The following is a 24,759-nucleotide window of genomic DNA, read 5'->3' as shown; positions in this document are numbered from 1 at the left end:
GGCGCCCATTCTCCCCCGGCTGCGCCGCGCGGCGCGCACGGGCCGCGCGTACGGTCGCGTACGGTACCGCTTAGGCGTGCCGTCCCCCGCCCCGTCCCGAGAGGTCCACCGTGGCCGACGACCAGCTCCGGGCCATCGTCCTCGAGGACGATGCCGACACCGCGGCCTTCCTACGCATCGCCCTCGAACGGTACGGCGGGATGCACGTCGACACGGCCGGCACCGCAGAGGGGCTCCTGGCCGCCCTGCGGCAGCACTCCTACGACGTCCTCGTGAGCGACATCCAGCTCCCCGGGCGGTCCGGTCTGGAGATCCTGCCCGAGGTGAAGCAGCTCGACCCCACGTTGCCCGTGATGATCGTGACGGCGTACCCGACGGTCAGCCGTGCGGTGGAGGCGATCCGTGGGCAGGTCGACGATTTCCTGGTCAAGCCCGTCACCGCGTCGCAGGTGGTCGAGCGCGCCACCGAGCTCGCGCGGCAGGCGCGGGAGCGGCGCAGGTCCTCCCGGCAGCGGGTGCTCGCCGTCGGCGCGCATCCCGACGACGTCGAGATCGGCGTGGGTGCGACCCTCGCCGCCCACGCCGCCGCCGGCGACGAGCTCGTGATCCTCACCCTGTCCGGCGGCGCGGTCGGCGGCGAGTCCGCCGCACGCCGCGCGGAGGCACGCGCGGCCGCCGACGTCGTCGGCGCGCGGCTCGTGCACCTGGACTTCCCCGACACCCGCCTCGACCCCGCCGACGGGTTGATCGCCGCCGTCGAGGAGGTGGTGCGCGACCTGGACCCCCAGCGCATCTACACGCACGACGTGCACGACCGGCACCAGGACCACCGGGCAGCCCACCGGGCGGTGGAGATCGCGGCCCGCACCGTGCCGAGCGTCTGGTGTTTCCAGAGCCCGTCGTCCACGGTGGCATTCGCGCCGAACCAGTTCGTGGACATCGAGGGGTTCGTGGAGACCAAGCTGCGGATGCTCGCCGCCTACGCCTCGCAGGCGCACCGGGAGTACATGCAGCCGGACGTGGTGCGTGCGACGGCCCGCTACTGGTCCCGGTACAGCCGCGCGCGGGAGGTGGAGCCGCTCGAGACGCTCCGCGCGAGCGAGACGGTCGCGGCCGCGTCCGCGGTGCGCGCCGACCTGGCCGTCGACGGCCAGGGTTCCGAGCTCCTCCACAGTGCGGAGGGACGATGACGCGCCGGTCGGCGGGGCGCGACGGCTCGGCCCACCCCCTCGACGCATGGTTCGCCGACGACGCGGTGGGCCTTCGACAGCTCCCCGGCACGATCTCCGTCGGCGTCGTCCTCGCCGTCCTCCTCTTCCTGGCCCCCGGCATCGAGATCAGCAGCCCTGCGCAGGTCACGACGGGGGCCCTGACGATCGCCCTCGTCCAGGTCGTGGGGTTTGCGGGCCGCTGGGACAGGTGGCCGCACGCCTGGCAGCTCGTGCTCCCCCTGGCCCAGATGGTCGCCATCGGGCTGATGGGGGACGGGTTCGGTCACGCCGTCACCGCGCTCGACACGCTGTTGTTCCTCCCGGTGGTCAGCCTCGCGCTGCAGCCTGGTCGAGCCGGCCTGGTGCTGGCGATCCTCGGCTCCGCCACGGTGCTCCTCGCGCCGACGATCTGGCAGGACGTCCTCCCCCGATGGGTCCCCTCACCGACCCACGCGCTCGTAGACCTGATCATCATGGGTTTCGTGGCGGTGGGGGCGCACGGCATCGTCGACCTGTCCCGGCGGCAGGCCCGCCAGCTCGAACGTGCCCGGGACGAGCTCGCCGCGAGCGCGCACCAGCTGCGAGACTCCCGCGACACCGTGCGCAGCATCCTCGAGGCTGCCACCGCGCAGGCCTTCCTCGCGACCGACTCCGAGGGCACGATCGCCTCCGTCAACACGGGAGCCGTCCGGCTCTTCGGTCGGCCGGCGCAGGATCTGGTCGGTCTCGTCGTGACGGATCTCCTGGTCGGTCGGCCGCCCTTGGCCGAGATCCTGGGCGCCGCCGCTGCCGGGGGCACGCAGGTCGACGAATGGGACTACCAGCTCCCCGACGGGTCGCGCCGCGAACTCGAGCTGGTCGTGACCCCCCGCCCGGCCCTCGCCGGCCCCGAACCCGAGCTGCCCACGGGTTACCTGGCGGTCGCGACCGACATCACGGCGCGCCGCGAGGAGCAGCGCAACCAGGACGCGTTCATCGGACTGGTGAGCCACGAGCTGCGCACGCCTCTGTCCGCGATCCTCGGGTACGTCGATCTGCTACGGCTCGGCGGGGACCGCCTCGACGCCGAGGCGCGCGAGTACGTGGACGTCGTGGAGCGCAACGCCCACCGCCTGCTGGGCCTCGTGGACGACCTCCTGACGAGCGCGCAGATCGTCTCCGGCACGTTCATGCTGACGGCCGCGGAGGTCGACGTGGTCCAGGTGGTCCGGCAGACGGTCGAGAGCGAGCTGCCCACCACCCGTTCTGCCGGGGTGCGTGTCACGGTCGACGGGGATCCGTCGGTGCCACTCGTCTCCGACGCCGCGCGATTGGCGCAGATAGTCCACAACCTGCTCTCCAACGCGGCGAAGTACACCCGCAGCGAGCACGGCGGCCACGTCCGGGTCGCGGTCACGTCGGGGACGGCGCCCGACGGGACCCGCCTGGCCCGGCTGCAGGTCACCGACGACGGCATCGGCATCCCACCCGACGAGCTCGACCACGTGACGGAACGCTTCTACCGCACGCGCGACACGCGGCGCCGCCAGGTCCGCGGCGTCGGCCTGGGACTCGCACTGGTGGACCAGATCGTGCACGACCACGGCGGGGAGATGGCGATCCGCAGCACGCCCGGCGAGGGCACCCAGGTCGAGGTCGCCCTCCCAGACCTCACGGCAGCCAGCCCTCCGCCAGCGCCGCCCAGTGTGCGCCGGTCAGATGGAACAACGGGGTGACGTCGAGGTCTCGGACGCTCCTTCGTCTCGGCGGCCTCCACCGCGCGAGGCGGGGGGCGATCCTCAGTCCCCAGGCTCGCCCTGGTCGACGAGCCCGTGCACAGACACCGTCCCGCTCCGGTCCAGCTTGTCCCATCGGTTCTCCGCGTTCCCGAGCTCGCGCCGAACGGCCTCGAGCACGACGAACGTCATCATCAGGGAGTAGAGGGGCCACAGGACGACAGTCCACAGCTGCCGCAGGTCGCCCGGGGAGCGGTCCAGGAGCAGCGCGAGCAGCAGCAGCCCCAGCGACAGCGGCAGGCCCACCAGGAGGATCCACGCCCACCACGACGTCGGCAGCCACCCGGGCCCGTCGACGGCGACGAGCACCGCGAGGGCGGCCATGCCGAGCACCTGGAGGAACGGGGCGACGATCTGCGCGAACGAGTTGTACGCGAGGTAGATCCCGAACGCCCCGTACCGCGGACGGCCGATCATCGAACGGTGCAGCTCGGTCGCCTGCAGCAGCCCGCGCGCCCACCGCACCCGCTGCCGCCACAGCCCCCGGAGGGTGGACGGCGACTCCGCGTACACGAGGGCGTCCGGCGCGAACGTGACGTGGTACCCCTCGCGGTGCACCCGCCACGTGAGCTCAAGGTCCTCGCCGAGGGTGTCGGTGCGCAGCGGCCCGGTCTGCTCCAGGACGTCGCGCCGGAACGCGCCGATGTTGCCGGACACGACGGGAAGGCAGCCCAGCACGTCCAGGGCGCGGCGCATCAGCCCGGTGCCCACATGGCTGATGAGCGCCAGCAGCCGCGTCTGCACGCGGTCCAGGTTCACCGGCCGGTCGCTGCCGCACACCGCGCCCACCTGGGGCTCCCGGAACCCGCGCAGCATCCGCGTGATCGTGTCGGGTCGGAAGAGCCCATCCGCGTCGACCAGCAGGAGCACCTCTCCGGTGGTCGCCGCGATCCCCGTGTTGAGGGCGGCGCCCTTGCCGGCGTTCTCCTGGCGGATCGCGGTGACCGCCGGGTGCGCGGCGGCCAGTGCCTGCATGCGTGCGTACGTGTCGTCCGACGACCCGTCGTCGACGCACACGACCTCGTACCGCGGGTAGTCGCTGCGCAGGATCGACCGCACGCAGTTCTCGATCACCACCGACTCGTCGTAGGCGGGGACGATCACGCTCACCTGCGGCGGCTCGAGGAAGAGCGGCCCGTACCCGGCCGGTCCGGTGCCCGCGCGCCGTTGCCGCACCTCGAAGACGAGCGCCCACGGCACCAGCACGAGCCGCCCCACGCCCACGACCAGCAACGACAGGCCGAGCACCAGCACGAGCGCCGTCAGCACCGTGACCATGCCCTCACCCCGGCCAGTCGGTGAGGACCGCGTCGATCAGCTCGGGCGCGTCGGCCGACACCGCGCCGAAGCGGGAGTTCACCTCGAGGATCACCGGGGTGCCGTCGTCGAGCCGGCGCACGTCCATGTCCAGCGGGCCGACCAGGCCCAGCTTCTGCGCGGTGCGCGCTGCCAGCTCGGCAACGTCGGCCGCCGCACCGTCGGGCAACCGCTCGACGGAGGCGGCGTTCCCGACGCGTCCCTCCTTGAGCGCGGTCTTCGCCAGGACCACGACCGTGCACCGGCCCGTGGCCGGCGACCGGTACACCTGCGGGCTGTACTCGTCGCCCGGCGCGAAGGCCTGCACGATCCACGACCCGTCGACGGCGGCCCAGACGGGATCGTCCGGCGACTCGACGACGTGGACGCCCCGACCGCCGCGAGCGACGCGCGGCTTGACCACGACGGGGCCGCCGGCCCTCGCCAGCGCGTCCGCGGCCGACGTCGGCTCGTCGGCGGCCACGAACCACGGCACGGCGACGTCCTCGCGGGCCAGCGCCCACATGGTCAGGAGCTTGTCCGCCGCCACGGCCGTGGGGCCGGGGGCCGACAACACCACACCGTCCCCCAAGCCCGCAGCCTCGGCGAGCACGGCGAGCCGGGGCAGCTCCTCGGAGACGGTCGGCACCACGACGTCGGGGCGATGGCGCTCGAGCAGCTCGAGGGTCGCCCGGTCGTACGCGGGATCGAGTGCCCCGGGGACCGGTTCGACGACGTCGAACCCCGCGACGGCGACCGGGTCCAGGTCGACCCCGACGACGCGCCGTCCGGCGGCGTCCGCGCGGCGCGCGAGCTGCGCTCCCAACGTGCGGCCCGCCGGTCCGGCCGCGCCCGTCACGAGGAGCGTCCGCACCCTGGGACCAGCAGTCGTCATGCTCGGATCGTAGGGTCGCGCACCCCGAACCGCAGGGGGACGGACCGTCGCTGTCAGTCTGAGGCGCCGTCCGCGACCTGCACCGACTCCCACACGGACTGATACCAGGGCACGCCGGGACCTGTCGCCGTTCCCACCGGGCCGTCGTCGACGGCCTCGCCCGTCACGGGGTCGACGTCGTCCGGGCCGGCCGCGTCGGGGTCGACGACACGCCACACCTTGTCGGACGGCATGACGAAGCTGAGGCGCGAGCGCGCCTGCTCCTCGACGTACGACCGGTCCTCCCAGCGCCCGAGCTCCACGTCCAGGCGGTCCCGCTCCGACTCGTGCTGCGCCAGCTCCGCGCGCAGCCGGTCGAGCTCGCCCGCCTGCTGCACCGCGCCGCGCACCGTGGGCAGCAGCAGCACCACGGCCAGCAGCACCACCACCGACAGCACGATGAGGCGGACGGTGAGCACCTCCGGCAGCACCAGTCCGTAGCGGCTGCGCCGGCGGTCCTCGCGGGCCGGTCCGACCGGGCGGCGCGTCCCGCGCCGACCGCTCGACGCCATCCGGCCCGAACCGCCCTTGCCCGCCCCCTTGGCCTTGCCGGCCGCGCCGGCCGCCTTCGTGCCGGACTTTGCTCCAGCCGACTTCGTGCCGGACGCCTTCGGGCGGGGCGACGACGACGCGCCGACCGACCTGTTCGCCGTCGTCGTGGGCCGTGCCGAGCCGCCGCGCGCGCCCGAGGGCCGCGACGCGGGACGACGCGCGGCGGGCGAGGACGGTCGGCGGGCAGGCACGCCCCGATTCTGCCGATCCGCGACGCCCCGGCCGGGGACCGTCGTCGGCGCGCCTGCGAGGTAGTCCGAAACTCCGCGAGGTAGTACGAGGCGTGGTCTGCGCAAGACGAACGCAGCGACGAGACCTCCCACACCACCGAGCCCGCAACCCGAACTACCTCGCGCAGATCAGGACTACCTCGCCAAGTTTCGAACTACCTCGCCGAGTTTCGAACTACCTCGCCGAGTTTCGAACTACCTCGCCGAGTTTCGACACGACCTCGCGGGACGACGACGGCCGGCCGCCCTCGCGGGGCGACCGGCCGTCGTCGAGGCTCCGGGGTGTCAGACCTGGAAGCGCGGGAAGGCCGAACGGCCGGCGTAACGACCGGCGTCGTCCAGCGCCTCCTCGATGCGCAGGAGCTGGTTGTACTTGTTGATGCGCTCGCCACGGGCGGTGGCGCCGGTCTTGATCTGGCCGGCGTTGGTGGCCACGGACAGGTCCGCGATGGTGGTGTCCTCGGTCTCGCCGGAGCGGTGCGAGGTCATCGTGGTGAAGCCGTTGCGCTGCGCGAGCGTGACGGCGTCGAGCGTCTCGGTGAGCGTGCCGATCTGGTTGAGCTTGACCAGCAGCGAGTTGGCGGCCTTGAGCTCGATGCCCTTGGCCAGGCGCTCCGGGTTGGTGACGAACAGGTCGTCGCCCACGATCTGCACCTTGTCGCCGATGCGCTGCATGAGGGCGCTCCAGCCCTCCCAGTCGTCCTCGTCCAGCGGGTCCTCGATGGAGACCAGCGGGTAGTCCTCCACGAGCTGCTCGTAGTACTCGATCATCTCGGCGGCCTGCAGGCTCTTGCCCTCGAACGCGTACTTGTCGTCGGAGAAGAACTCGGAGGAGGCGACATCGAGCGCGAGCGCGACGTCCGTGCCGGGCGTGAAGCCGGCCTTCTCGATGGCGGTGATGATGAGGTCGAGCGCGGCGCGGTTGCTCGACAGGTTCGGCGCGAAGCCGCCCTCGTCGCCCAGGCCGGTGGACAGGCCCTCGGACTTCAGGACGGACTTGAGGGAGTGGTAGACCTCGGTGCCGGTGCGCAGGGCCTCCTTGAAGGAGGAGGCGCCGATCGGCGCGACCATGAACTCCTGGACGTCCACGTTCGAGTCCGCGTGGGACCCGCCGTTGAGGATGTTCATCATCGGCACGGGCAGGACGTGCGCGTTGGGGCCGCCGATGTAGCGGAACAGGTCGAGGCCGGACGACTTCGCGGCGGCCTTCGCGACGGCGAGCGAGACGCCGAGGATCGCGTTGGCGCCGAGCTTGCCCTTGTTCGGGGTGCCGTCCAGCTCGATCAGGGTCTGGTCGATGATGCGCTGCTCCTCGGCGTCGTAGCCGATGAGCTCGGGGGCGATGTCGTCGATGACGGCGTTGACCGCGCCCTCGACGCCCTTGCCCAGGTAGCGGGCCTTGTCGCCGTCGCGACGCTCGACCGCCTCGAAGGCGCCCGTCGAGGCGCCCGACGGGACGGCCGCACGCGCGAACGTGCCGTCGTCCAGCGCGATCTCCACCTCGACGGTGGGGTTGCCGCGCGAGTCGAGGATCTCGCGTGCTCCAACGGCTTCGATGCTTGCCACGGGTGCTCCTTCAGACGGGGACCGCGGGCGACCCTGCGGCATCGCCCGAGCGAGTGTGCCCGGGGCCGCTGACGCCCGCGACGGTGCTGGGTTGACGTGCCCCAGCGTAGACCGGCACCGGGTCGCCGGCGCCCGCGACCACGGAGCGGGCACCGCGCCCGCTAGCGTGGACACGTGAACGGTTTCTGGGACTTCGTCGGTTCCTACTGGTGGCTCGTCTTCCCGCTGAGCGGCATCATCGGCGGCTGGGTCCGCGGCGCCCAGGTGTGGGACGAGCGCCGGCGCCGGGACAAGATCGAGATGTACCGGATCAAACACGCCCAGGACCGCGCCACCCTGGAGGCGGACGAGGCGCTCACCGGCGAGATCGAGCGGACGATCGCGGCGCACGACGAGACCGAGCGCCGCTGGCTCGACTACGAGCTCGACGCCGTCAAGGTGCTCGAGTACCCCGTCATGACGGACATGCGCGAGCAGGTGACCGTCGACTTCCACCGGGCCCGGCGCGACGCCGAGAGCCTGCGGCCGCAGGACCCGGAGGAGCTCCGCGACCGCCGTCGCCTCGACCGGTACCGCGAGGCCGTCCGCGAGTACCAGGTGCGCTTCGACATCGCCGAGGCCGAGGCGCGGCGACGGCGCGCGTCCGACTTCTCCCCCGCAGAGCGCCAGTCGCTGGACCGGGCGAAGAAGCTGCTCGCGCTGGCCGACGACGAGGGCTCCACCCAGGCCGAGCGGCAGTCGGCCTACCGGCGGGCCACCAAGGAGCTCGAGGGCATTCTTGTGCTGCCCGACGCCGCCACCGACGCGATCGAGCAGCGCATCGCGGGCCTGCTGGAGCGGGCCCCCGAGCACGAGGCCGACGAGCCCGGGAGCGAGCCGCACCGGCACTGACGCCGGGCGCCCTCGCTCGGGGGCACCTCGTTCGGGGCGGCACCGGCCGCCTTGATCTTCGGGTTCACAGGATGGTCACAGGCGCACGGCAGGACCGCCCCAGGCACCGGGCCTACGTTCCGGGCGTCCGGTGGCAGTGCAGCCACCCCCGCCGTTCGTGCTTCCTCCCGAGGAGTCCCATGTTCATCACCTACCTGCGCCGCGAGCTGCGGCACCGGCGCAAGCAGACCGTGGTGGTCGCGATCGGCCTGGCCGTCGCGATCGCGCTGGTCATGGTCGTGTAGTCCGTCTCCGCCGGGGTCCGCGACGCCCAGGCGTCCGTGCTGGAGTCCGTCTACGGCGTCGGCACCGACGTCACCGTGACCCAGGCGGGCGAGCCCGGCGAGGGCGGCGGGCCCGGCCGGTTCGAGTTCGACGCGGACGACGGCGAGACCGACGGCGAGACGGACGGCGAGACGGACGGCGAGCCGGACGGCGAGGGCACGCGCTCGCTCGATCAGGACCGGCTGAGCGTGGTGCGCGGGTCCGCCTCCTTCGACGCCACCGCCCTCGCCACCGTGACCGGCGTCGACCACGTGACCGGCGCGGCCGCGACGCTCACGCTCGAGAACATGTCGTTCTCCGGCGAGGTGCCGGACCTCGACGCGATGCGCGAGCAGCAGGGCGACGGCGGCGGGCAGGGTGGGCCGAGCGGGTCGACGGGCGGCTCCGACGACGCGCAGGAGCCGCCGACCGGCGGCGCGGACGGCACCGGCGGCAGCGCCTTCCAGGTCGACTCCACCACCGTGACCGGGGTGGACCCGACCACGGACGCCGTCGGCCCGCTCACCACCGTCGAGGTCGCGGACGGGCGAGGCCTGGAGCCCGACGACGGCGACGCGGCCGAGGGCGGCGACGCGGCCGAGGGCGGCGACGCGGCCGAGGGCGGCGACGCGGCCGAGCCCGCGAAGGTGGCCGTGCTCGACGCGACCTACGCGGAGCAGCAGGAGCTCGCCGTCGGCGACACGGTCACCGTGGGCGGCACCGACCTCGAGGTGGTCGGCACGGTCACGTCCACCGCCGGCGAGGGGGTCGCGACCGCCTCCGACGTGTACGTGCCGCTGGCGCTCGCGCAGTCGCTCGCGGACCTCGACGGACAGGTCACCGACGTGTACGTGTCGGTCGACTCGGCCGACCACGTGGACGCCGTGGCCGACGCCGTCGCGGCCGCGCTGCCCGACGTGTCCGTGAGCACCCAGTCCGACCTCGCGGGCGACGTCACCGGCTCGCTCTCCACCGCGTCGTCGCTGGTCTCGACCCTCGGCACCTGGCTCAGCGCCGTGGTGCTGGTGGCCGCGTTCGGCCTCGCGATCCTGTTCACCGTCTCGGGTGTCAACCGCCGCACCCGCGAGCTCGGCACGCTCAAGGCGATCGGCTGGTCACGGCGGCGCGTCGTGGGTCAGGTCGCGGGCGAGTCCGTGGTCCAGGGTCTCATCGGCGGCGTCGCGGGCGTCGTGCTCGGCGGCGTCGCCGTGCTGGCGATCAACCTGGCGGGCATCACGCTCTCCGGCGCGTCCGGCGGGGGTGGCTTCACGTTCGGCGGCCCCGGCGGCGCACGGGCGCCCGACGGCGGCGCGATGCCGGGCGGCGGCGGTGGTGGTGGTCCGTTCGGCGGGATGGCCGACGCCGGGAGCAGCGCGGTCGACGTGGTGCTCCACGCCCCGGTGTTCCTGTGGGTGGTGCTGGCCGCCGTGGGGCTCGCCGTCCTCGGCGGCCTGCTCGCCGGCGTCGTCGGCGGCGGCCGTGCCACCCGCCTGCGCCCCGCCGAGGCGCTGCGCTCGCTCGCCTGAGGTTTCGACAGGCTCAACCAGCGGTCTCGGCCGGCTCAACCAGCGAAGAAGGACTCCCATGTACCAGCTCGAGAACGTCACGAAGACCTACACCGGCAAGCGCACCGTGCACGCGCTGACCGACGTCTCCCTGGAGATCGGCGACGGCGAGCTCGTCGCGATCCAGGGCCCCACCGGCGGCGGCAAGTCCACCCTGCTGCAGATGCTCGGCGGCCTCGACCGCCCGACGTCGGGCAGCGTGAAGCTGGCCGGGGAGGACCTGGCCGCCCTGGACGACCGGGGCCTGACCCGCGCCCGCGCCGAGCGGCTGGGGTTCGTGTTCCAGCACTTCAACCTCATCCCCACGCTCACCGCGGCGGAGAACGTCGAGACCGCGCTGGTGCCGGCGAAGACCACCACGGCGGAGCGCCGGCACCGGGCGCTCGAGGCCCTCGGGCAGGTGGGGCTCGGCGAGCGCGCCGACCACCTGCCCGGGGAGCTGTCCGGGGGGCAGCAGCGCGTGGCGATCGCCCGCGCGCTGGTCAAGAACCCCACCGTGCTCCTCGCCGACGAGCCCACCGGCAACCTCGACGAGGCCACCCGCGACGAGATCGTCGAGCTGCTCGAGGGGTTGTGGAAAGAACAGGGCCTGACCGTCGTGCTGGTCACGCACGACTCCGTCGTCGCGCGCCGCGCGCAGCGCCGGCTGCGCATCGCGGGCGGCAAGGTCACCGAGGCGGCCTGACAGCTGCTCGACTACCCCAGGTCCGCCGACCCGGCGTGTGCGGCCAACTTCTGCCGGCGCGTCAGAACGGTGGCGGTCCGGGATCGAGCTGGGAGGCGCGGGGTGCGTCGTGGGACGGTGATTCGAGTGGCGGGGGTTCGAGCGTCGAGCTGTTCCGGTCCTGGTGGGTGCGTCCTGTGGGTGAGGTCCACATCAGGGCGCCGTCGCCTCCGGCCTCGCTGCGCCATCGGGACTGGTGCTTCAACACGTGGTGCCGCCTGCAAAGATGCGCGAGATTGTCCGCGGTCGTGCGGCCGCCGTCAGCCCAAGCGACGACGTGGTCGATGTCGCAGCGGGCGGCGGTGCGGGTGCAGCCAGGGAACCGGCAGGTGGTGTCGCGGGCCTGTAGCAGCGCGCGCAGCGCGGCCGGGATCGTGTAGGTGCCGGGATCGGTGGTCAGCACGCGCCCGTCGGCCGGGTCGACCAGCAGGCGCCGCAGGGACGGCGCGTGCGCGGTCAGACGGGCGGCAGTGTCCGCGTCGACGGGCCCGTGCCCGTCAAGCTCGGCTGGGGCGCCGCCACCGAGCAGCGCCGTGACGGGGACCGTGACCCGCACGCTCGGGGTGATGTGGAGCGCGAGGTCGGCCAGGTCGGGTACGGCGGGCTCGTCATCGACATGGGTTCGGGCATCATCTGCGTCGCGCCGGGCCGGGGCAGCGGTGCCGGGCGTCGCGGTGCCGGTCGACCTGGTGGTCGCGAGCAGGAGGCCGGCAAGCGCGTCGGCGCGCAGCTGGTCCAGCGTGCGGCAGTCGCCGGCGTCCTTGGCCCGTCGGCCCTTGCCGGTGAGGCGGTCGTGGATGGCGTGCGCGCTGGTTGCGGGCAGGTAGGCCGTGAGCCAGGCCATGCCGTCAGCGGCGGGGTCGAGGTGCACGGCGCGCCTGGTCGCGGCGCTCTCATGGCGTGCTGTGAGAGGTTCCGGGTGGGCCAGGTCACGAGCTCGCCGCAACCGGCGGCGCAGTTGCGGCAACGTCACGCACGCCGCTGCGGGCAGCACCGCCGCCTCGATCGCCACCTGCGCCTGTGCGCGCACCCGCGCAGCGTCGGTGTCGGGAGGGGCATGAGGCAGGTCCGCCAGAGCGTCCGCGATCGCGCGGGCGTGCGCGAAGGAGAACCGCCCCTGGCACAGCTCGATCAGCGTCGACGTAGCGGGCGCGCCCGCCTCCCGGACACCCAGCGCGACGTCCGCCAACGTCTTCGCGGTGTCCACCAGGTGCGTCGCCTGCTGCTCGGACAACCGCAGCGCCGTCGCCAGATCGGCGATGAACGCCCGCTGCGCCAGCTCCCGCCGCCGCAGCGTCGACGCGCGACACACCTCGAGATCGGTCTCGTCCAGCAACGTCCGCTCGCACCCGGCCGCCGCCCGCCGTGCCCGCTCCACCACGAGCAGCCTGCGCCCCTCCAGTGCGTCGATCCACGCCTGGAGCAGGACCGCCTCGTCGATCGCCGTCGACACGTCACCCACTGACGGGCGCGGCCCAGGATCAACCTGGGTTGCGACATCGACGGCCTCGACATCCACGGCTTCGAACATGCGTTCGAGTCTAGCGCTCGTCAGTCCGGTCCGACAGGGGGTGTGGACAACTATCCGGCCTGGTCAGCAGCATGGTCAGCAGCATGGTCAGCAGCATGGTCAGCCCAGGAGGACTGCGATGCCCAGCGACACGGGCAGGGCGAGCAGCATGCTCAGCAGCGTGACGTCGCGCACGGCCGTCGTCGGCAGGCGGAAGTGGCCGGCGAAGAGGAAGACGTTCTGCGCGGTGGGCAGCGCGGCCATGATGACGACGCCGAGCAGGTCGACGCCGTCGAGGTGGAAGGCGAACCGGCCCACGACCCACGCCAGCACGGGCATCACCGCGGCCTTGAGCACCGCGCCGGCCACGACCTCCGCGCGGGCTTCGCCGCCCAGCGGCTTCTGCCCGCGCAACGCCATCCCGAAGAGGAGGAGCAGGAGGGGGACGGACGCGTCGGCGAGCATCTCGAGCGGCGCGCCCAGCACCTCCGGCAGCTCGACCGACAGCAGCGCGGCGGCCAGGCCGAGGGCCGTGGCGACGCTCACGGGGTTGGCGAGCGAGCGCGCGAGCGTCCGCCCCAGGCCGCCGGACCCGCCGTCCGCCCTGTGCCGGCACCACGCGAAGACCGCCAGATAGAACGGCGCGACGACGAGCAGCTGCGCGAGCAGGACGGAGACGACCGGCGCCGTGGTGCCGACCGCGTACAGCGCGATGGGGACGCCGATGTTGCCGGCGTTGACGTACGAGGCCGCCATCGCCCCGGTCGCTACGCGCCCCGCAGGCCGGCGCAGCATCCCGCCGGCGAGGGCCGCGTAGAGCAGCCCCGTGGCGGCCGCCGTGATCAGCGCGAGCGGCGCATACGTGCCGAGCACCGCGTCGACGTCGGCACCCGAGACCAGCACGAACATCAGCGCCGGGTTGGTCACGTAGTAGACCAGCGGCGCGATGCCGCGCTGCATGTCCGGCGCGCGGGCCGGCAGAAGCAACGTGACCGCCAGGCCCACCGCCACCAGCACCAGAACGACGGCGAAGCCGGTGAGCACGCCCCCCACGCGTCAGCGACCCCTCAACGAACGAGGCACGGGCGCTTCGGGTCGAACTCCCACCCCGGCACCAGATACTGCATCGCGACGGCGTCGTCGCGCGAGCCGAGCCCACGCCTCCGGTACAGCTCGTGCGCTGTGGCGAGGCGGTCGCGGTCCAGCTCGACGCCGAGGCCGGGGGCGGTCGGGACGCGGATCTCGCCGCCGGTGATCCGCAGCGGCTCGGTGGTGACGCCCTGCCCGTCCTGCCAGATCCAGTGCGAGTCGAGCGCGGTGATCTCGCCGGGCGCCGCCGCGCCCACGTGCGTGAACATCGCCAGCGAGATGTCGAGGTGGTTGTTGGAGTGCGAGCCCCAGGTAAGCCCGAGCTCGTGGCAGAGCTGGGCCACGCGCACGGACCCGGCCATCGTCCAGAAGTGCGGGTCGGCCAGCGGGATGTCCACGGCGTCGGCGCGGAGGGCGTGCCCCAGCTCCCGCCAGTCGGTGGCGATCATGTTGGTCGCGGTGGGCAGCCCGGTCGCGCGGCGGAACTCGGCCATGACCTCGCGCCCGGAGAACCGGCCCTCGGCGCCGCACGGGTCCTCCGCGTAGGCCACGACACCCCGCATGCGCCGCCCGAGGCGGACCGCCTCGTCGAGCAGCCAGCCGCCGTTCGGGTCGAGCGTGATGCGGGCGTCGCCGAACCGCTCCTTGAGCGCGACGACCGCGTCCACCTCGAGGTCGCCGGCCTGCACGCCGCCCTTGAGCTTGAAGTCGGCGAAGCCGTAGCGCTCGCGGGCGGCCTCGGCGAGCCGGACGACGGCCTCGGGCGTCATCGCGGCCTCGCGGCGCAGGCGCGACCAGGCGTCCGGGCCGTCGGGCTCGCGAAGGTACGGCAGGTCGGTGGCGTCCGGGTCGCCGACGTAGAACAGGTAGCCGAGCATCGGTACGGCGTCGCGCTGCTGCCCCTCGCCGAGCAGCTCGGCCACGGGCACGCCGAGCGCCTGGCCGTGCAGGTCCAGCAGCGCGGACTCCAGGCCGGTGACGGCGTGCACGGTGGTGCGCAGGTCGAAGGTCTGGTTGCCGCGCCCGCCGGCGTCGCGGCCGGAGAACGCCGCGGAGACCTGCCGCAGCAGCGACCGGAACCGCGCCACCGGCTGCCCGACGACGAGCCGCCCGGCGTCCTCGACCGTCGCGCGGATCTTCTCGCCGCCCGGCACCTCGCCCAGCCCCTCGCGACCGTCGGAGTCGTGGACGATCACGACGTTGCGCGTGAAGAACGGCCCGTGGGCGCCGGACAGGTTGAGCAGCATCGAGTCGTGCCCGGCGACCGGCACGACCTCGACCCGGTCGATCGTCGGGGTGCTCACCGCGCGGCCTCGGGCGCGAGCTCGAGCGCGCCGTCGACGCGCCGGTTCAGCCGCCACGGATTGTCCGGACGCACCGGCGCGGGGAGCAGGAACTCCGGCAGGTTCTGGTAGGCGACCGGCCGCAGGAACCGTTCGACCGCGAGCGTGCCGACCGACGTCGAGCGACCGTCCGACGTCGCGGGGAACGGGCCGCCGTGCACCATCGCGTGCCCCACCTCGACCCCCGTGGGCCAGCCGTTCGCGAGGATGCGCCCGGCCTTGCGCTCCAGCACGGGCAGGAGCCGCACGGCGGTGTCACGGTCCGCCTCGGTGAGGTGCAGCGTCGCGGTGAGCTGGCCCTCCAGCCGCCCGAGGGCCGCGAGCAGCTCGTCGTCGTCCGCGTACCGCACCACGAGGGACGCGGCGCCGAAGATCTCGGCCTCGAGGACGGGGTTGGCGAGGAAGGTCGCGACGTCGGCCGTGAAGACGGCCGGGGCGGGCGCGTTGCTCGTCGCCCCGGCGGTCCCGGAACCGGTAGTCGTGACACCGTCCTGCGCGGCGAGCCTCTCCACGCCGTCGTGCCAGGCCCGGGCAATGCCGGCGGTGAGCATGGTCTGCCCGGTGGCGGCCTCGACGGCGTGGCGCACGGCGTCGACGAAGGCGTCGCCGCGCTCCGACCGCGGCGCGAACAGCAGGCCGGGGGCGGTGCAGAGCTGGCCCGAGGACCCCGTCACCGAGGTGAGGTAGGCGTTCGCGAGGGCATCGACGTCGCCCTCCAGCGCGCCCGGGAGTACGACCACCGGGTTGATCGAGCTCATCTCCGCGTACACGGGGATCGGCACGGGGCGCGCGGCGGCCGCGGCCACGAGGGCCAGCCCGCCGGACCGGGAGCCGGTGAAGCCGACGGCCCGGACGGCGGGGTCGCGCACGAGCGCCTGGCCGACCTCCGCCCCGGGGCCGTAGACGAGCGAGAAGACGCCCGGGTGCAGGCCGGCCTCCGCGACGGCCTCGGCGACCGCGCGGCCGACGAGCTCGCTGGTGCCCTGGTGGGCGCGGTGCGCCTTGACGATCACGGGGCAGCCGGCGGCCAGCGCCGACGCGGTGTCGCCGCCCGCGGTGGAGAACGCGAGGGGGAAGTTGCTCGCGCCGAAGACGGCGACGGGGCCGACGGGCACCTGCCGCTGGCGGATGTCGGCGCGCGGCGCGGGCGTGCGGTCCGGCAGGGCCGGGTCGACCCGCACCCCGCGGTGGTCGCCCCGGCGCACGACGCCGGCGAAGAGGCGCAGCTGGCCGGTGGTGCGGGCGAGCTCCCCGGTGAGCCGGGCCTCGGGCAGCCCGGTCTCGCGCAGCGCGCGCCCGACGATCGCGGAGCCCGCGGCCTCGATGTTCTCCGCGACGCGCTCCAGGAACCGGGCGTGCGGCTCCGGGGCCAGCGCGGAGAACGAGGCGAAGGCCTCCTCGGCCGCGGCCGTGGCGAGCGGGAGCTGATCGGTGGACAGCAGCGAGTAGGCGGGCTCGAGAGCCTCGTCGGTGGCGGGGTCGTGGCTGCTCGCGGAGCCGGCGGCGCCCACCAGCGGGGCGCCGGCGACGATCGAGTGCCCGGTGAGGACGGCGGTGGCGGTCATGGTCCCTCCAAGGGTGCGCGCGGATGCGCGTGGCTGTGTGGGCGTCGTCGGTCAGCGTGCCAGCGCGACGTCGGCCGGCCGGATGCCCGCCGCGTCGACGAGGGCGCGCAGGTCGTCGACGTCCCGGTCGGTGAGGTCCTGCAGCGGGGGCCGCACGCCGCCCAGGTCGCGGCCGACGGCCTTGAGGCCGCCCTTGACGATCGAGACGCCGTAGCCCTTGGCCCGGTCGCGGATGTCGAGGTACGGCAGCACGAAGCGGGTCAGCTTCTCGGTGACGGCGTCGCGGTCGAGACGGCGCACGTCGCGGTAGAAGTCGAGCGCGAACTCGGGCACGAAGTTGTACATCGCGGAGGAGTAGGTGCTCATGCCGAGCTGCAGCAGCGGCAGCGCGAAGGTCTCCGCGGTGGGCAGCCCGCCGAGGTAGAACAGGCGGTCGCCGTTGGTCGCGACCACGCGCGTGAGCTGCTCGATGTCGCCGAGCGCGTCCTTGAAGCCGACGAAGTTCGGGTGCCGGTCGGCCAGCCGGGCCACGGTCTGCGCGGAGTAGACGGCGTTGGCGCGGTTGTAGACGATGACGCCGACGTCGGTCGCGGCGCACACCGCGGAGGCGTGCTCGAGCAGGCCGTCCTGGTCGCAGTCGGTGAGGTACGGCGGCAGCAGGAGGACGCCCTCGGCACCCGCGGCCTCGGCGGCCCGCGCGTTCTCGACTGCCTGCGCGGTGTTGCCGCCGGCGCTGCCCAGCACGGGGGTGGCCCCTTCCGCCGCCTCGACGGCGAGCGCCATCACGCGCGCGGCCTCGCCCGGCGTCAGGCTGAACCCCTCGCCCGTACCGCCGGCGGCGAACAGGCCGCCGATCCCGAAGCTCGTCTGCCACGCGATGTGCTCGGTGTACCGGGCGCCGTCGACCTCGCCGTCCGCGGTGAACGGGGTGACGGGGAACGAGAGCAGGCCCTCCTTGAGGGTGGCGGCGAGCTCCGAGGGTGAGTACGTGGCCACGATGGCCCCTCCTGGTGACAGACGTCGGCGGTGACAGTTCGTCCGACAACCTAAGGAGCGTTCACGATGCCTGTCCAAGCCCCGAATGGCATCGAATCATGCACGTCCTGCATCGCTGTCGGAGCTCCTGCCGGGCGTCCGCCTCAGTCGTGCACCTGCTGCAGGATCCGGAGGAACTCGTGCAGCGCCGGGTTCCGGGAGTCCCGGTCCCAGATCGCGTGCAGCTCGACGACGGCGTGGGGGACGTCGGCGAGGTCGACGAACTCCACCCCCGGCAGGCCGAGCAGGCGGGCGGACTCCGGGACGAACGCGACCCCCCGACCGGCCGCCACCAGCGAGCACATCGTGAGGATCTGGCTCACGACGTGCACCACGTTCACGTGCTCGACGTCGACGTAGCGCACCACCATGTCGTAGAAGTAGCGGGCCTTGGTGGAATGGTGGCCGATCAACGGGACGTCCCGCAGGTCGCCGGCGCGGACCGCGCGACGCAGTGTGGCGAACGGGTGGCCGTGGGGAACCACCAGCACGAGGTCCTCCGACAGCAGGAGCTGGGAGTCGAAGGTGCTGTCGTCGAACGGCGGGCGACCCAGCGCCAGGTCGAGCTCGCCGCGGCGGATCGCCTCGATCTGCTCGATCGTGACGAGCTCCTGCAGGTCCAGGTCGACGCCCGGCATGTGCTCGCCGATCGCCCGGACCAGCGTGCCCAGCAGGCTGAACCCGGTGGCTGCCGTGAAGCCGAGACGGAGCACCCCCGCCCTGCCGGCCGCGATGCGGCGGGCGAGCGCCGGAGCGTCGTCCGCCGCGGTGAGCAGGCGGCGTGCCTCGGTCAGGAAGACCTCACCCGCCGTGGTGAGTCGGACGTGTCGGTTGTCGCGCTCCAGCAGGAGGACCCCGACGACCCGCTCGAGCTTCTGGATCTGCCGGCTGAGCGGCGGCTGGGTCATGTTCAGCGCCTCCGCGGCGCGGCCGAAGTGCAGCTCCTGCGCGACGGCGACGAAGCAGCGGATCTGGTCGAGGGTGAACACGATGCCCTCCGGGACTCACGCAATGCTGTAAGTGGCTTAGACAGGCATCGTACGGCTCCCTAGGCTCGCCGCCAGACCGAGGTTCACGACCCCGGACCGCCCGAAGCCGCACCGACCGTTCTCGATGAGGAGACATTGATGACCATCCCCCTGCGCCGGGCTCTCCTCGGCGCCACCGCAGCCGTCAGCGTGATCGCCCTCGCCGCCTGCGGCGGGAACGTGAACGGCGGCTCCACCGACGAGTCGTCGTCCGACTTCCCGACCGAGGACATCACCTTCACCGTGGGCCAGGACGCGGGCGGCTCCACCGACCTCATCGCGCGGTCCGTCGCCGACGGTATGTCGGACGACCTGGGCGTCGCCGTCCCCGTGGTGAACAAGCCGGGCGCAAACGGGGCGCTCGCCACCAAGGAGGTGGCCGCCATGCCCGCCGACGGCCAGAACCTCGTCCTGCTCAACGCCTCCCTCATCACCATCACGAACCTGGCGCTCCCGGAGGACGAGGCCGTCTCGCTCGACGACCTCGACGTCCTCAAGGGGCTGTCGCAGGACGACTACGTCCTCGTCGCCAGCACGGAGTCCGGCTTTACCTCCGTCGACGACCTGAAGGCCGCCTCGGGCGGCATCAAGTTCGGCACCACCGGCGTCGGTACCGGATCACAGCTCGCGCAGGAGCTGCTCTTCGCGCAGGCCGAGATCGAGGGCACCCCTGTGCCGTTCGACGGCGGCTCGCCGGCCCTGACCGCCGTCGTCGGCAACCAGGTCGACGTCTCCACCGTCCAGCTCGGCGAGGCGAAGCCGCAGATCGACGCCGGCAAGGCCGTCCCGCTCGTGGTGTTCTCGACCGAGCGCAACGAGAACCTGCCCGACGTGCCCACCGCGGCCGAGGAGGGCTACGACGCCCCCGTCGCGCAGTACCGCGCCGTCGCCGCCCCGAAGGGGCTCCCGGAGGACGTCAAGGCGCGGCTCGTCGAGTCCATCGACGCGGCCCTCGCGACCGACGCCTACCAGGAGTTCAACAGCTCCCAGCTCCTGACCCCGCACGAGATCTCGGGCGAGGAGGTCGTCGAGGAGTGGAACGGTCTCGCCGACAAGTACGCGGAGCTCACGGAGACGTACGACATCGCGCTCTCGGAGAACTGAGCACGCCGTGAGGAGCACGACGATGACGACACCCGGCACGCACCCGACGGCCGACGCGCCCGAGCCTTCGCCGGCGGGCACGCAGCCCGCGGCCGACGCCGGGCCCCCGGTCGACTCGGTCGACTCGGTCGACTCGGTCGACTCGGTCGACGACAGCCCGGACGGACCCGAGCCCGCCGGCCGCGTGGCGAACCTGGCCTCTGGCCTGGTCGCCCTCGCCGTCGGGGTCTCGGGCGCCGTGCTCTCGGTGTCGTTGGGCCTGGGCACGCTGGAGCAGCCGGGCACCGGCCTGTGGCCGTTCGCGATCTGCGTCGCGATGGCGGCGCTGGCGCTCGCGCAGCTGCTGCTGGGTCGCCACGGGGGCGAGGGAGAGCGGTTCTCCCGCCACTCGTGGCTGGCCCTGGTCGGGCTGGTCACCCTGGTCGTCCTGGTCGTGCTGCTGCCGGTGATCGGCTTCGAGATCCCCGCGCTCGTGCTCAGCATCGTGTGGATGCGGTTCCTCGGCGGAGAGACGTGGCGCTCCACGATCGTGTGCTCCGTCGGCCTCGTCGCCGCGCTGTACGCGATCTTCGTCGGCGCGCTCGGCACCGCCGTCCCGCACCTGTTCTGACCGCCCGAACGCACCCCGCGAAGGAGACGTCAGGTGGAATCCCTGGACAACGTGATCGCCGGATTCGGTGTCGTGCTCGAACCGACCAACCTGCTCTACTGCCTGATCGGCGTCGTCGTCGGCATGCTCGTCGGCGTGCTGCCAGGCCTCGGCCCGGCCGCGACGATCGCGATCCTGCTGCCCATCTCGTACGGGCTCGAGCCGGTCACCGCCATCATCATGCTCGCGGGGATCTTCTACGGCGCCCAGTACGGCGGCACGATCACCGCGGTGCTGCTCCGCCTCCCAGGCGAGGCGAGCTCGGTGGTGACGGTGCTCGACGGCTACGCGCTGGCGCGCAAGGGAAGAGCCGGTACGGCGCTGGGGATCGCCGCGGTCGGCTCGTTCGTCGGCGGCACGATCGCGATCGTCGGGCTGACGTTCCTCGCTCCGGTCGTCGCGGGGTTCGCGCTCGACTTCGGGCCGCCGGAGTACGCGGCCCTCGCGCTGCTGGGCATCCTCCTCGTCGCGACGATCGCGTCGGGGAGCGCTCTGCGTGCGCTCGTCGCGGCGACGTTCGGGCTGCTGCTGGCCACGGTGGGCCGGGACTCGTTCACGGGTGTCGGGCGGCTCACGTTCGGCAGCCTCGACCTCGCGGACGGGATCGACTTCGTCGTCGTCGCGATGGGCGTCTTCGGCCTCGGTGAGATCCTGTACAACCTCGAGGACCGGCACCGTGCCGTCGCCGCGCCGGGCAAGGTCGCCAACGTGTGGCCGTCGCGCCGCGACCTGCGGGAGTCGTCCGGCGCGATGGGTCGCGGCTCCGTCCTCGGCTTCCTCCTCGGTGTGCTGCCCGGCGGCGGCGCCACGATCTCCTCCATGGCGGCGTACGCCGTGGAGAAGAAGCGCGCCAAGGACCCGAGCCGGTTCGGCAAGGGCGCTGTCGAGGGGGTGGCGGGGCCGGAGACGGCGAACAACGCCGCCGCGACCAGCTCGTTCATCCCCCTGCTCACGCTCGGCATCCCGGCCAACGCCACGATGGCGATGATGTTCGGCGCGCTGCTGATCCAGGGCATCACGCCCGGGCCGCAGCTCGTCGACCAGGAGCCCGAGCTGTTCTGGGGCGTCGTGAACTCGATGTACATCGGGAACGTGCTGCTGCTCATCCTGTCGATCCCGCTCGTCGGGCTCTTCGTCCGCGTGCTGAAGGTCCGGCCCGCGATCCTGGCGCCCGTGACGGCGCTCATCACGGTGATCGGGGCGTTCACGCTCAACAACTCGGTGTTCGACGTGCTGCTGGTGGTCGTGTTCGGCGCGCTGGGCTACCTCATGAAGAAGTTCGGGTACGAGGCGGGACCGCTGGTGCTGGCGTTCGTCCTCGGCGGGTTGCTGGAGGAGAGCCTGCGCCGTTCGCTGCTGCTGTTCGACGGCGACCCCGGCGGGTTCCTCGGCCGGCCGATCTCCGCCGTGCTGCTCGCGGCGTTCGTGCTGGTCGCGGTGTGGCCCCTGGTGAAGGTGGCACGCACGCGAGTGCAGGCGATGTTGTCGTCGGGCGACGAGACGTCGTCCGACGGGCGCTCGAACGACAGGAAGAAGGAATCGGTATGACCGTCGTCGTGGGATACGTCCCGACGCCCGCGGGCGAGGCCGCGGCCCAGGCCGCCGTCCGCGAGGCGAGGCTGCGCGGGGAGGACCTGCTCGTCGTGAACTCGGCACGGGAGGGCTCGCTCGTGGCGAGCAGTGTCGCGACGGACGAGGACCTGGACGCCCTGCTCGCACTGGCCGCCGACGCCGGCGTCCCTGCACAGGTGGTGCGCGGCACGCACCGCGACGACTTCAGCGACGAGATCCTCGAGCTCGCCGAGCGGCACGACGCGACCCTCATCGTCATCGGGTTGCGCCGCCGGAGCCCGGTCGGGAAGTTCATCATGGGCTCCGTCGCGCAGCGCATCCTGCTGCAGGCCGAGCACCCCGTCCTCGCGGTCAAGCCGGCGTCGTGAGCCCCGGCGGGGTCAGCCCCGCCCGGCCTCGGCGAGCAGGCGGCGGCGCGAGCCCGCCAGGTGCACCCGCATCGCCGCGGCGGCGGCGAGCGGGTCCTGCGCCGTCAGCGCGTCGAGGATCGCCTCGTGCTCGTGCACGACGGTGACGAAGCGGCCCGCGCCGGCGGCCCCGTCCACCCCGGCGTCCTCGGCGGAGGCGCCGAGCCGCCCGCGCGGCATCGCGATCATCTGCGGGCCGAGCCGGTCGAGCGCCTCGAGCAGGTAGCGGTTGTGCGCGGCCTCGGCGACGAGCCGGTGGAACGCGAAGTCGTGCTGCATCGCCGTCGCGGGGTGCCCGTGCGCGGCGTCCAGGTCGCGTAGCCGCTGCGCGAGCGCGGCGAGCTGGGCCGAGGTGCGGTGGTCGGCCGCGAGCGCGGCGGCCTGCGTCTCGACACCCAGGCGGTAGTCGACGAGGGCGAGCCGGTCCTCGAACGAGCGGGCGACGGGCTCGCCGTCGGCGTCGCCGGTGGGCGGGGCCAGGGCGTAGGTGCCGCTGCCGCGCCGGGTATGGACGAGCCCCTCGAGGTTGAGGCGCGTGATCGCCTCGCGCACGACGGTGCGGCTGACCTCGTGCTCGGCGGCGAGGCGCGTCTCGCTCGGCAGCCGCTCCCCCGGGGCGATGTCACCGTCGACGATCCGCGCCCGCAGCGCCGCGACGAGAGCGCCGCTCAGGGTCTGGGACATGGCCTCATGCTTCCATCCCGCCGCTTCCGCCGGCGCCTCATCGCGCGCCGACCACCACGCTGTCGGTGGTCCAGGCCCGCGCCTGCTCGGTGAGAGTGGCGCCGAGGCCGGGCCGGTCGGGCACGAGCATCCGGCCGTCCCGCGTCTCCAGCCGCTCCTCGAACAGCGGGTCGAGCCAGTCGAAGTGCTCCACCCACGGCTCGCGCGGGTAGGTGGCGGCCAGGTGCAGGTGGATCTCCATCGCGAAGTGCGGTGCGAGGTCCAGACCGGCCTGGTCGGCGAGGGTCAGCAGGCGCAGGAACTGCGTGATCCCGCCGACGCGGGGCGCGTCGGGCTGGATGACGTCGCACGCGCGCGTGGCGATGAGCCGCTCGTGCTCGGCCACCGACGCGAGCATCTCCCCCGTGGCGATCGGCGTGTCGAGCGTGGCGGCGAGCGCGGCGTGGCCCTCGACGTCGTCGGCGTCCAGCGGCTCCTCGATCCACGCCAGGTCGTACGGCTCGAGGCGGCGCCCCATGCGCAGCGCGGTGGTGCGGTCCCACTGCTGGTTCGCGTCGACCATGAGCGGCACGTCGGGGCCGATGTGCTCGCGCACGGCCTCGACGCGGGCCAGGTCCGTCCGGGAGTCCGGCAGGCCCACCTTGATCTTGATGCCGCCGATTCCGTCGTCGATCGACCGGCTGGCGCGGTCCTTGACCTCGTCGATGCTCGCGTTGAGGAAGCCGCCCGAGGTGTTGTAGGTGCGGACCGAGTCGCGGTGGGCGCCGAGCAGCTTGGCCAGCGGCAGGCCGGCGCGCTTGGCCTTGAGGTCGTAGAGGGCGATGTCGATCGCGGCCAGCGCCTGCGTGGCCACGCCCGAGCGCCCGACCGACGCGCCCGCCCACAGGAGCTTCGTGTACAGCTTGGCGATGTCGTTGGGGTCCTCGCCGATCGCGGAGCCCGCGACCTCCTGGGCGTGCGCGTACTGCGCGGGGCCGCCGGCCCGCTTGGAGTAGGAGAACCCGAGGCCCTCGAACCCCTGCTCCGTGCTGATCTCGGCGACGAGGAACACGACCTCCGTCATCGGCTCCTGACGGCCGGTGAAGACCTTGGCGTCCGAGACAGCGGTGGCCAGCGGCAGGGCGAGGGTCGAGAGGTGCACCGTCCGGATGGCATCGGGCTGGTAGTGCATGACGCTCCTTCGCGTGGGGTCGCGGTCGCCGTCCGCGACCGCGGCTCCGCGCGACGACGCGCGGGCCAAACCGATCATACAAGTTGGTAACTTGTATGCCCACACTGTGCCGCTCGGCGGGCCGGAGTGCGAGGCGGGTGCCCGAACGTGGCGTCGCTCGGAGGCCTACGGAGTCGGCGCCATGCTCGGCCTGCTCGTTCGAGAAGCCCTCGAACTCCAGCTGATCGATGAGACCGGAGCGCGAGAAGCTCGAGTACCCCATGTAGTTCTCGGCACTCCTCGCAGCCTGTTCCATCCAGTCCACCTCGACATTGTTCACGGCGTACTTGGCGTCCTTCTTCGAGTAGCCCTCGAACTCCAACTGCTTGATGAGCCCGGACTTCGAGGAGGTGGTGTAGTCGAGGTAGTCCTCGGCGCGGGTTCATCCCGACGACGGACCCGACAGGGCAGGTCAGAACGGCGCGGCACCGTGGCGGGGGCCATGGATGCCACGTGGTCGGACGACTCCTCTGCGCCCTTCAGCGGCGGGGGAATTCGCGAAGGTCGCACCGATCT

At 73.0% G+C, this 24,759-nt stretch carries 21 protein-coding genes and 1 pseudogene; 9 read left to right on the top strand and 13 right to left on the bottom strand.

The window, feature by feature from the left end:
- Positions 1-110 precede the first annotated feature (110 nt).
- On the top strand, positions 111-1,190 hold the full coding sequence (locus AC1C2W_RS01970; RefSeq protein WP_495388046.1) for a PIG-L deacetylase family protein: 1,080 nt from the start codon (positions 111-113) through the stop codon (positions 1,188-1,190).
- A complete protein-coding gene (locus tag AC1C2W_RS01965; protein WP_495412226.1) occupies positions 1,187-2,926 on the top strand; it encodes a sensor histidine kinase in 1,740 nt (579 codons plus the stop codon). Before AC1C2W_RS01970 ends, AC1C2W_RS01965 begins: the two co-directional genes overlap by 4 nt.
- Positions 2,927-2,989: 63 nt before the next feature.
- On the opposite strand, the gene AC1C2W_RS01960 is transcribed toward AC1C2W_RS01965, so the two are convergent.
- From AC1C2W_RS01960 to eno, 4 genes are all read right to left on the bottom strand, one after another.
- On the bottom strand, positions 2,990-4,264 hold the full coding sequence (locus tag AC1C2W_RS01960; protein WP_495412225.1) for a glycosyltransferase family 2 protein: 1,275 nt from the start codon (positions 4,262-4,264) through the stop codon (positions 2,990-2,992).
- Between the two features lie 4 nt (positions 4,265-4,268).
- A complete protein-coding gene (locus tag AC1C2W_RS01955) occupies positions 4,269-5,177 on the bottom strand; it encodes an ATP-grasp domain-containing protein (RefSeq protein WP_495412224.1) in 909 nt (302 codons plus the stop codon).
- A gap of 53 nt (positions 5,178-5,230) precedes the next feature.
- Positions 5,231-5,959, bottom strand: coding sequence for an FtsB family cell division protein (locus AC1C2W_RS01950; protein ID WP_495388050.1), 729 nt, complete (start codon positions 5,957-5,959; stop codon positions 5,231-5,233).
- Between the two features lie 324 nt (positions 5,960-6,283).
- A complete protein-coding gene (gene eno, locus AC1C2W_RS01945) occupies positions 6,284-7,564 on the bottom strand; it encodes a phosphopyruvate hydratase (protein WP_495388051.1) in 1,281 nt (426 codons plus the stop codon).
- Between the two features lie 174 nt (positions 7,565-7,738).
- On the opposite strand from eno, the gene AC1C2W_RS01940 reads away from it, so the two are divergent.
- The 3 genes from AC1C2W_RS01940 (at position 7,739) to AC1C2W_RS01930 (ending at position 11,008) form a co-directional block, all read left to right on the top strand.
- Positions 7,739-8,455, top strand: a complete 717-nt coding sequence (locus AC1C2W_RS01940; protein WP_495388052.1) for a hypothetical protein — start codon at positions 7,739-7,741, stop codon at positions 8,453-8,455.
- A 320-nt stretch (positions 8,456-8,775) separates the two neighbouring features.
- A complete protein-coding gene (locus tag AC1C2W_RS01935) occupies positions 8,776-10,284 on the top strand; it encodes an FtsX-like permease family protein (RefSeq protein WP_495412223.1) in 1,509 nt (502 codons plus the stop codon).
- Between the two features lie 58 nt (positions 10,285-10,342).
- Positions 10,343-11,008, top strand: coding sequence for an ABC transporter ATP-binding protein (locus AC1C2W_RS01930; protein ID WP_495412222.1), 666 nt, complete (start codon positions 10,343-10,345; stop codon positions 11,006-11,008).
- A 61-nt stretch (positions 11,009-11,069) separates the two neighbouring features.
- On the opposite strand, the gene AC1C2W_RS01925 is transcribed toward AC1C2W_RS01930, so the two are convergent.
- From AC1C2W_RS01925 to AC1C2W_RS01900, 6 genes are all read right to left on the bottom strand, one after another.
- Positions 11,070-12,578 (bottom strand): HNH endonuclease signature motif containing protein, encoded by a 1,509-nt coding sequence (locus tag AC1C2W_RS01925; RefSeq protein ID WP_495412221.1) that lies wholly within the window; start codon positions 12,576-12,578, stop codon positions 11,070-11,072.
- A 99-nt stretch (positions 12,579-12,677) separates the two neighbouring features.
- Positions 12,678-13,610 (bottom strand): AEC family transporter, encoded by a 933-nt coding sequence (locus AC1C2W_RS01920; RefSeq protein ID WP_495412220.1) that lies wholly within the window; start codon positions 13,608-13,610, stop codon positions 12,678-12,680.
- Between the two features lie 14 nt (positions 13,611-13,624).
- A complete protein-coding gene (locus AC1C2W_RS01915; protein ID WP_495412219.1) occupies positions 13,625-14,950 on the bottom strand; it encodes an enolase C-terminal domain-like protein in 1,326 nt (441 codons plus the stop codon).
- Entirely contained in the window at positions 14,947-16,554 is a 1,608-nt protein-coding gene (locus AC1C2W_RS01910) for an aldehyde dehydrogenase (NADP(+)) (RefSeq protein ID WP_495388057.1), read from the bottom strand. The genes AC1C2W_RS01915 and AC1C2W_RS01910 overlap by 4 nt, the downstream gene beginning before the upstream one ends.
- A gap of 51 nt (positions 16,555-16,605) precedes the next feature.
- On the bottom strand, positions 16,606-17,550 hold the full coding sequence (locus AC1C2W_RS01905; RefSeq protein ID WP_495412218.1) for a 5-dehydro-4-deoxyglucarate dehydratase: 945 nt from the start codon (positions 17,548-17,550) through the stop codon (positions 16,606-16,608).
- A 143-nt stretch (positions 17,551-17,693) separates the two neighbouring features.
- Positions 17,694-18,578 carry a LysR substrate-binding domain-containing protein gene (locus tag AC1C2W_RS01900; protein ID WP_495388059.1) on the bottom strand — a complete coding sequence of 295 codons (885 nt, stop codon included), beginning with the start codon at positions 18,576-18,578 and terminating at the stop codon, positions 17,694-17,696.
- Positions 18,579-18,713: 135 nt separating this feature from the next.
- Between AC1C2W_RS01900 and AC1C2W_RS01895 the strand changes: the two genes are divergently transcribed.
- Genes AC1C2W_RS01895 through AC1C2W_RS01880 form a run of 4 tightly spaced genes read left to right on the top strand, consistent with a single transcriptional unit; the run spans position 18,714 to position 22,310 of the window.
- Positions 18,714-19,721 carry a tripartite tricarboxylate transporter substrate binding protein gene (locus AC1C2W_RS01895; protein WP_495388060.1) on the top strand — a complete coding sequence of 336 codons (1,008 nt, stop codon included), beginning with the start codon at positions 18,714-18,716 and terminating at the stop codon, positions 19,719-19,721.
- Between the two features lie 22 nt (positions 19,722-19,743).
- Positions 19,744-20,331, top strand: coding sequence for a tripartite tricarboxylate transporter TctB family protein (locus AC1C2W_RS01890; protein ID WP_495388061.1), 588 nt, complete (start codon positions 19,744-19,746; stop codon positions 20,329-20,331).
- 33 nt (positions 20,332-20,364) lie between these two features.
- Positions 20,365-21,918, top strand: coding sequence for a tripartite tricarboxylate transporter permease (locus tag AC1C2W_RS01885; RefSeq protein WP_495388062.1), 1,554 nt, complete (start codon positions 20,365-20,367; stop codon positions 21,916-21,918).
- A complete protein-coding gene (locus AC1C2W_RS01880; RefSeq protein ID WP_495388063.1) occupies positions 21,915-22,310 on the top strand; it encodes a universal stress protein in 396 nt (131 codons plus the stop codon). The genes AC1C2W_RS01885 and AC1C2W_RS01880 overlap by 4 nt, the downstream gene beginning before the upstream one ends.
- A gap of 12 nt (positions 22,311-22,322) precedes the next feature.
- Here AC1C2W_RS01880 and AC1C2W_RS01875 read toward each other — a convergent pair whose 3' ends face one another.
- From AC1C2W_RS01875 to AC1C2W_RS01865, 3 genes and pseudogenes are all read right to left on the bottom strand, one after another.
- Positions 22,323-23,033: a FadR/GntR family transcriptional regulator gene (locus AC1C2W_RS01875; protein ID WP_495388064.1), complete on the bottom strand. Its 711-nt coding sequence runs from the start codon at positions 23,031-23,033 to the stop codon at positions 22,323-22,325.
- Positions 23,034-23,070: 37 nt separating this feature from the next.
- Entirely contained in the window at positions 23,071-24,204 is a 1,134-nt protein-coding gene (locus AC1C2W_RS01870) for an L-talarate/galactarate dehydratase (RefSeq protein ID WP_495388065.1), read from the bottom strand.
- A 184-nt stretch (positions 24,205-24,388) separates the two neighbouring features.
- A pseudogene (locus AC1C2W_RS01865) lies at positions 24,389-24,610 on the bottom strand (Ltp family lipoprotein); the annotation flags it as partial.
- Between the last annotated feature and the right edge of the window lie 149 nt (positions 24,611-24,759).

The organism is Isoptericola sp. Y581 (genome assembly GCF_059445475.1).
Note: the sequence above shows the minus strand (reverse complement) of the source record. Positions and strands in the feature narration are given on the sequence as shown.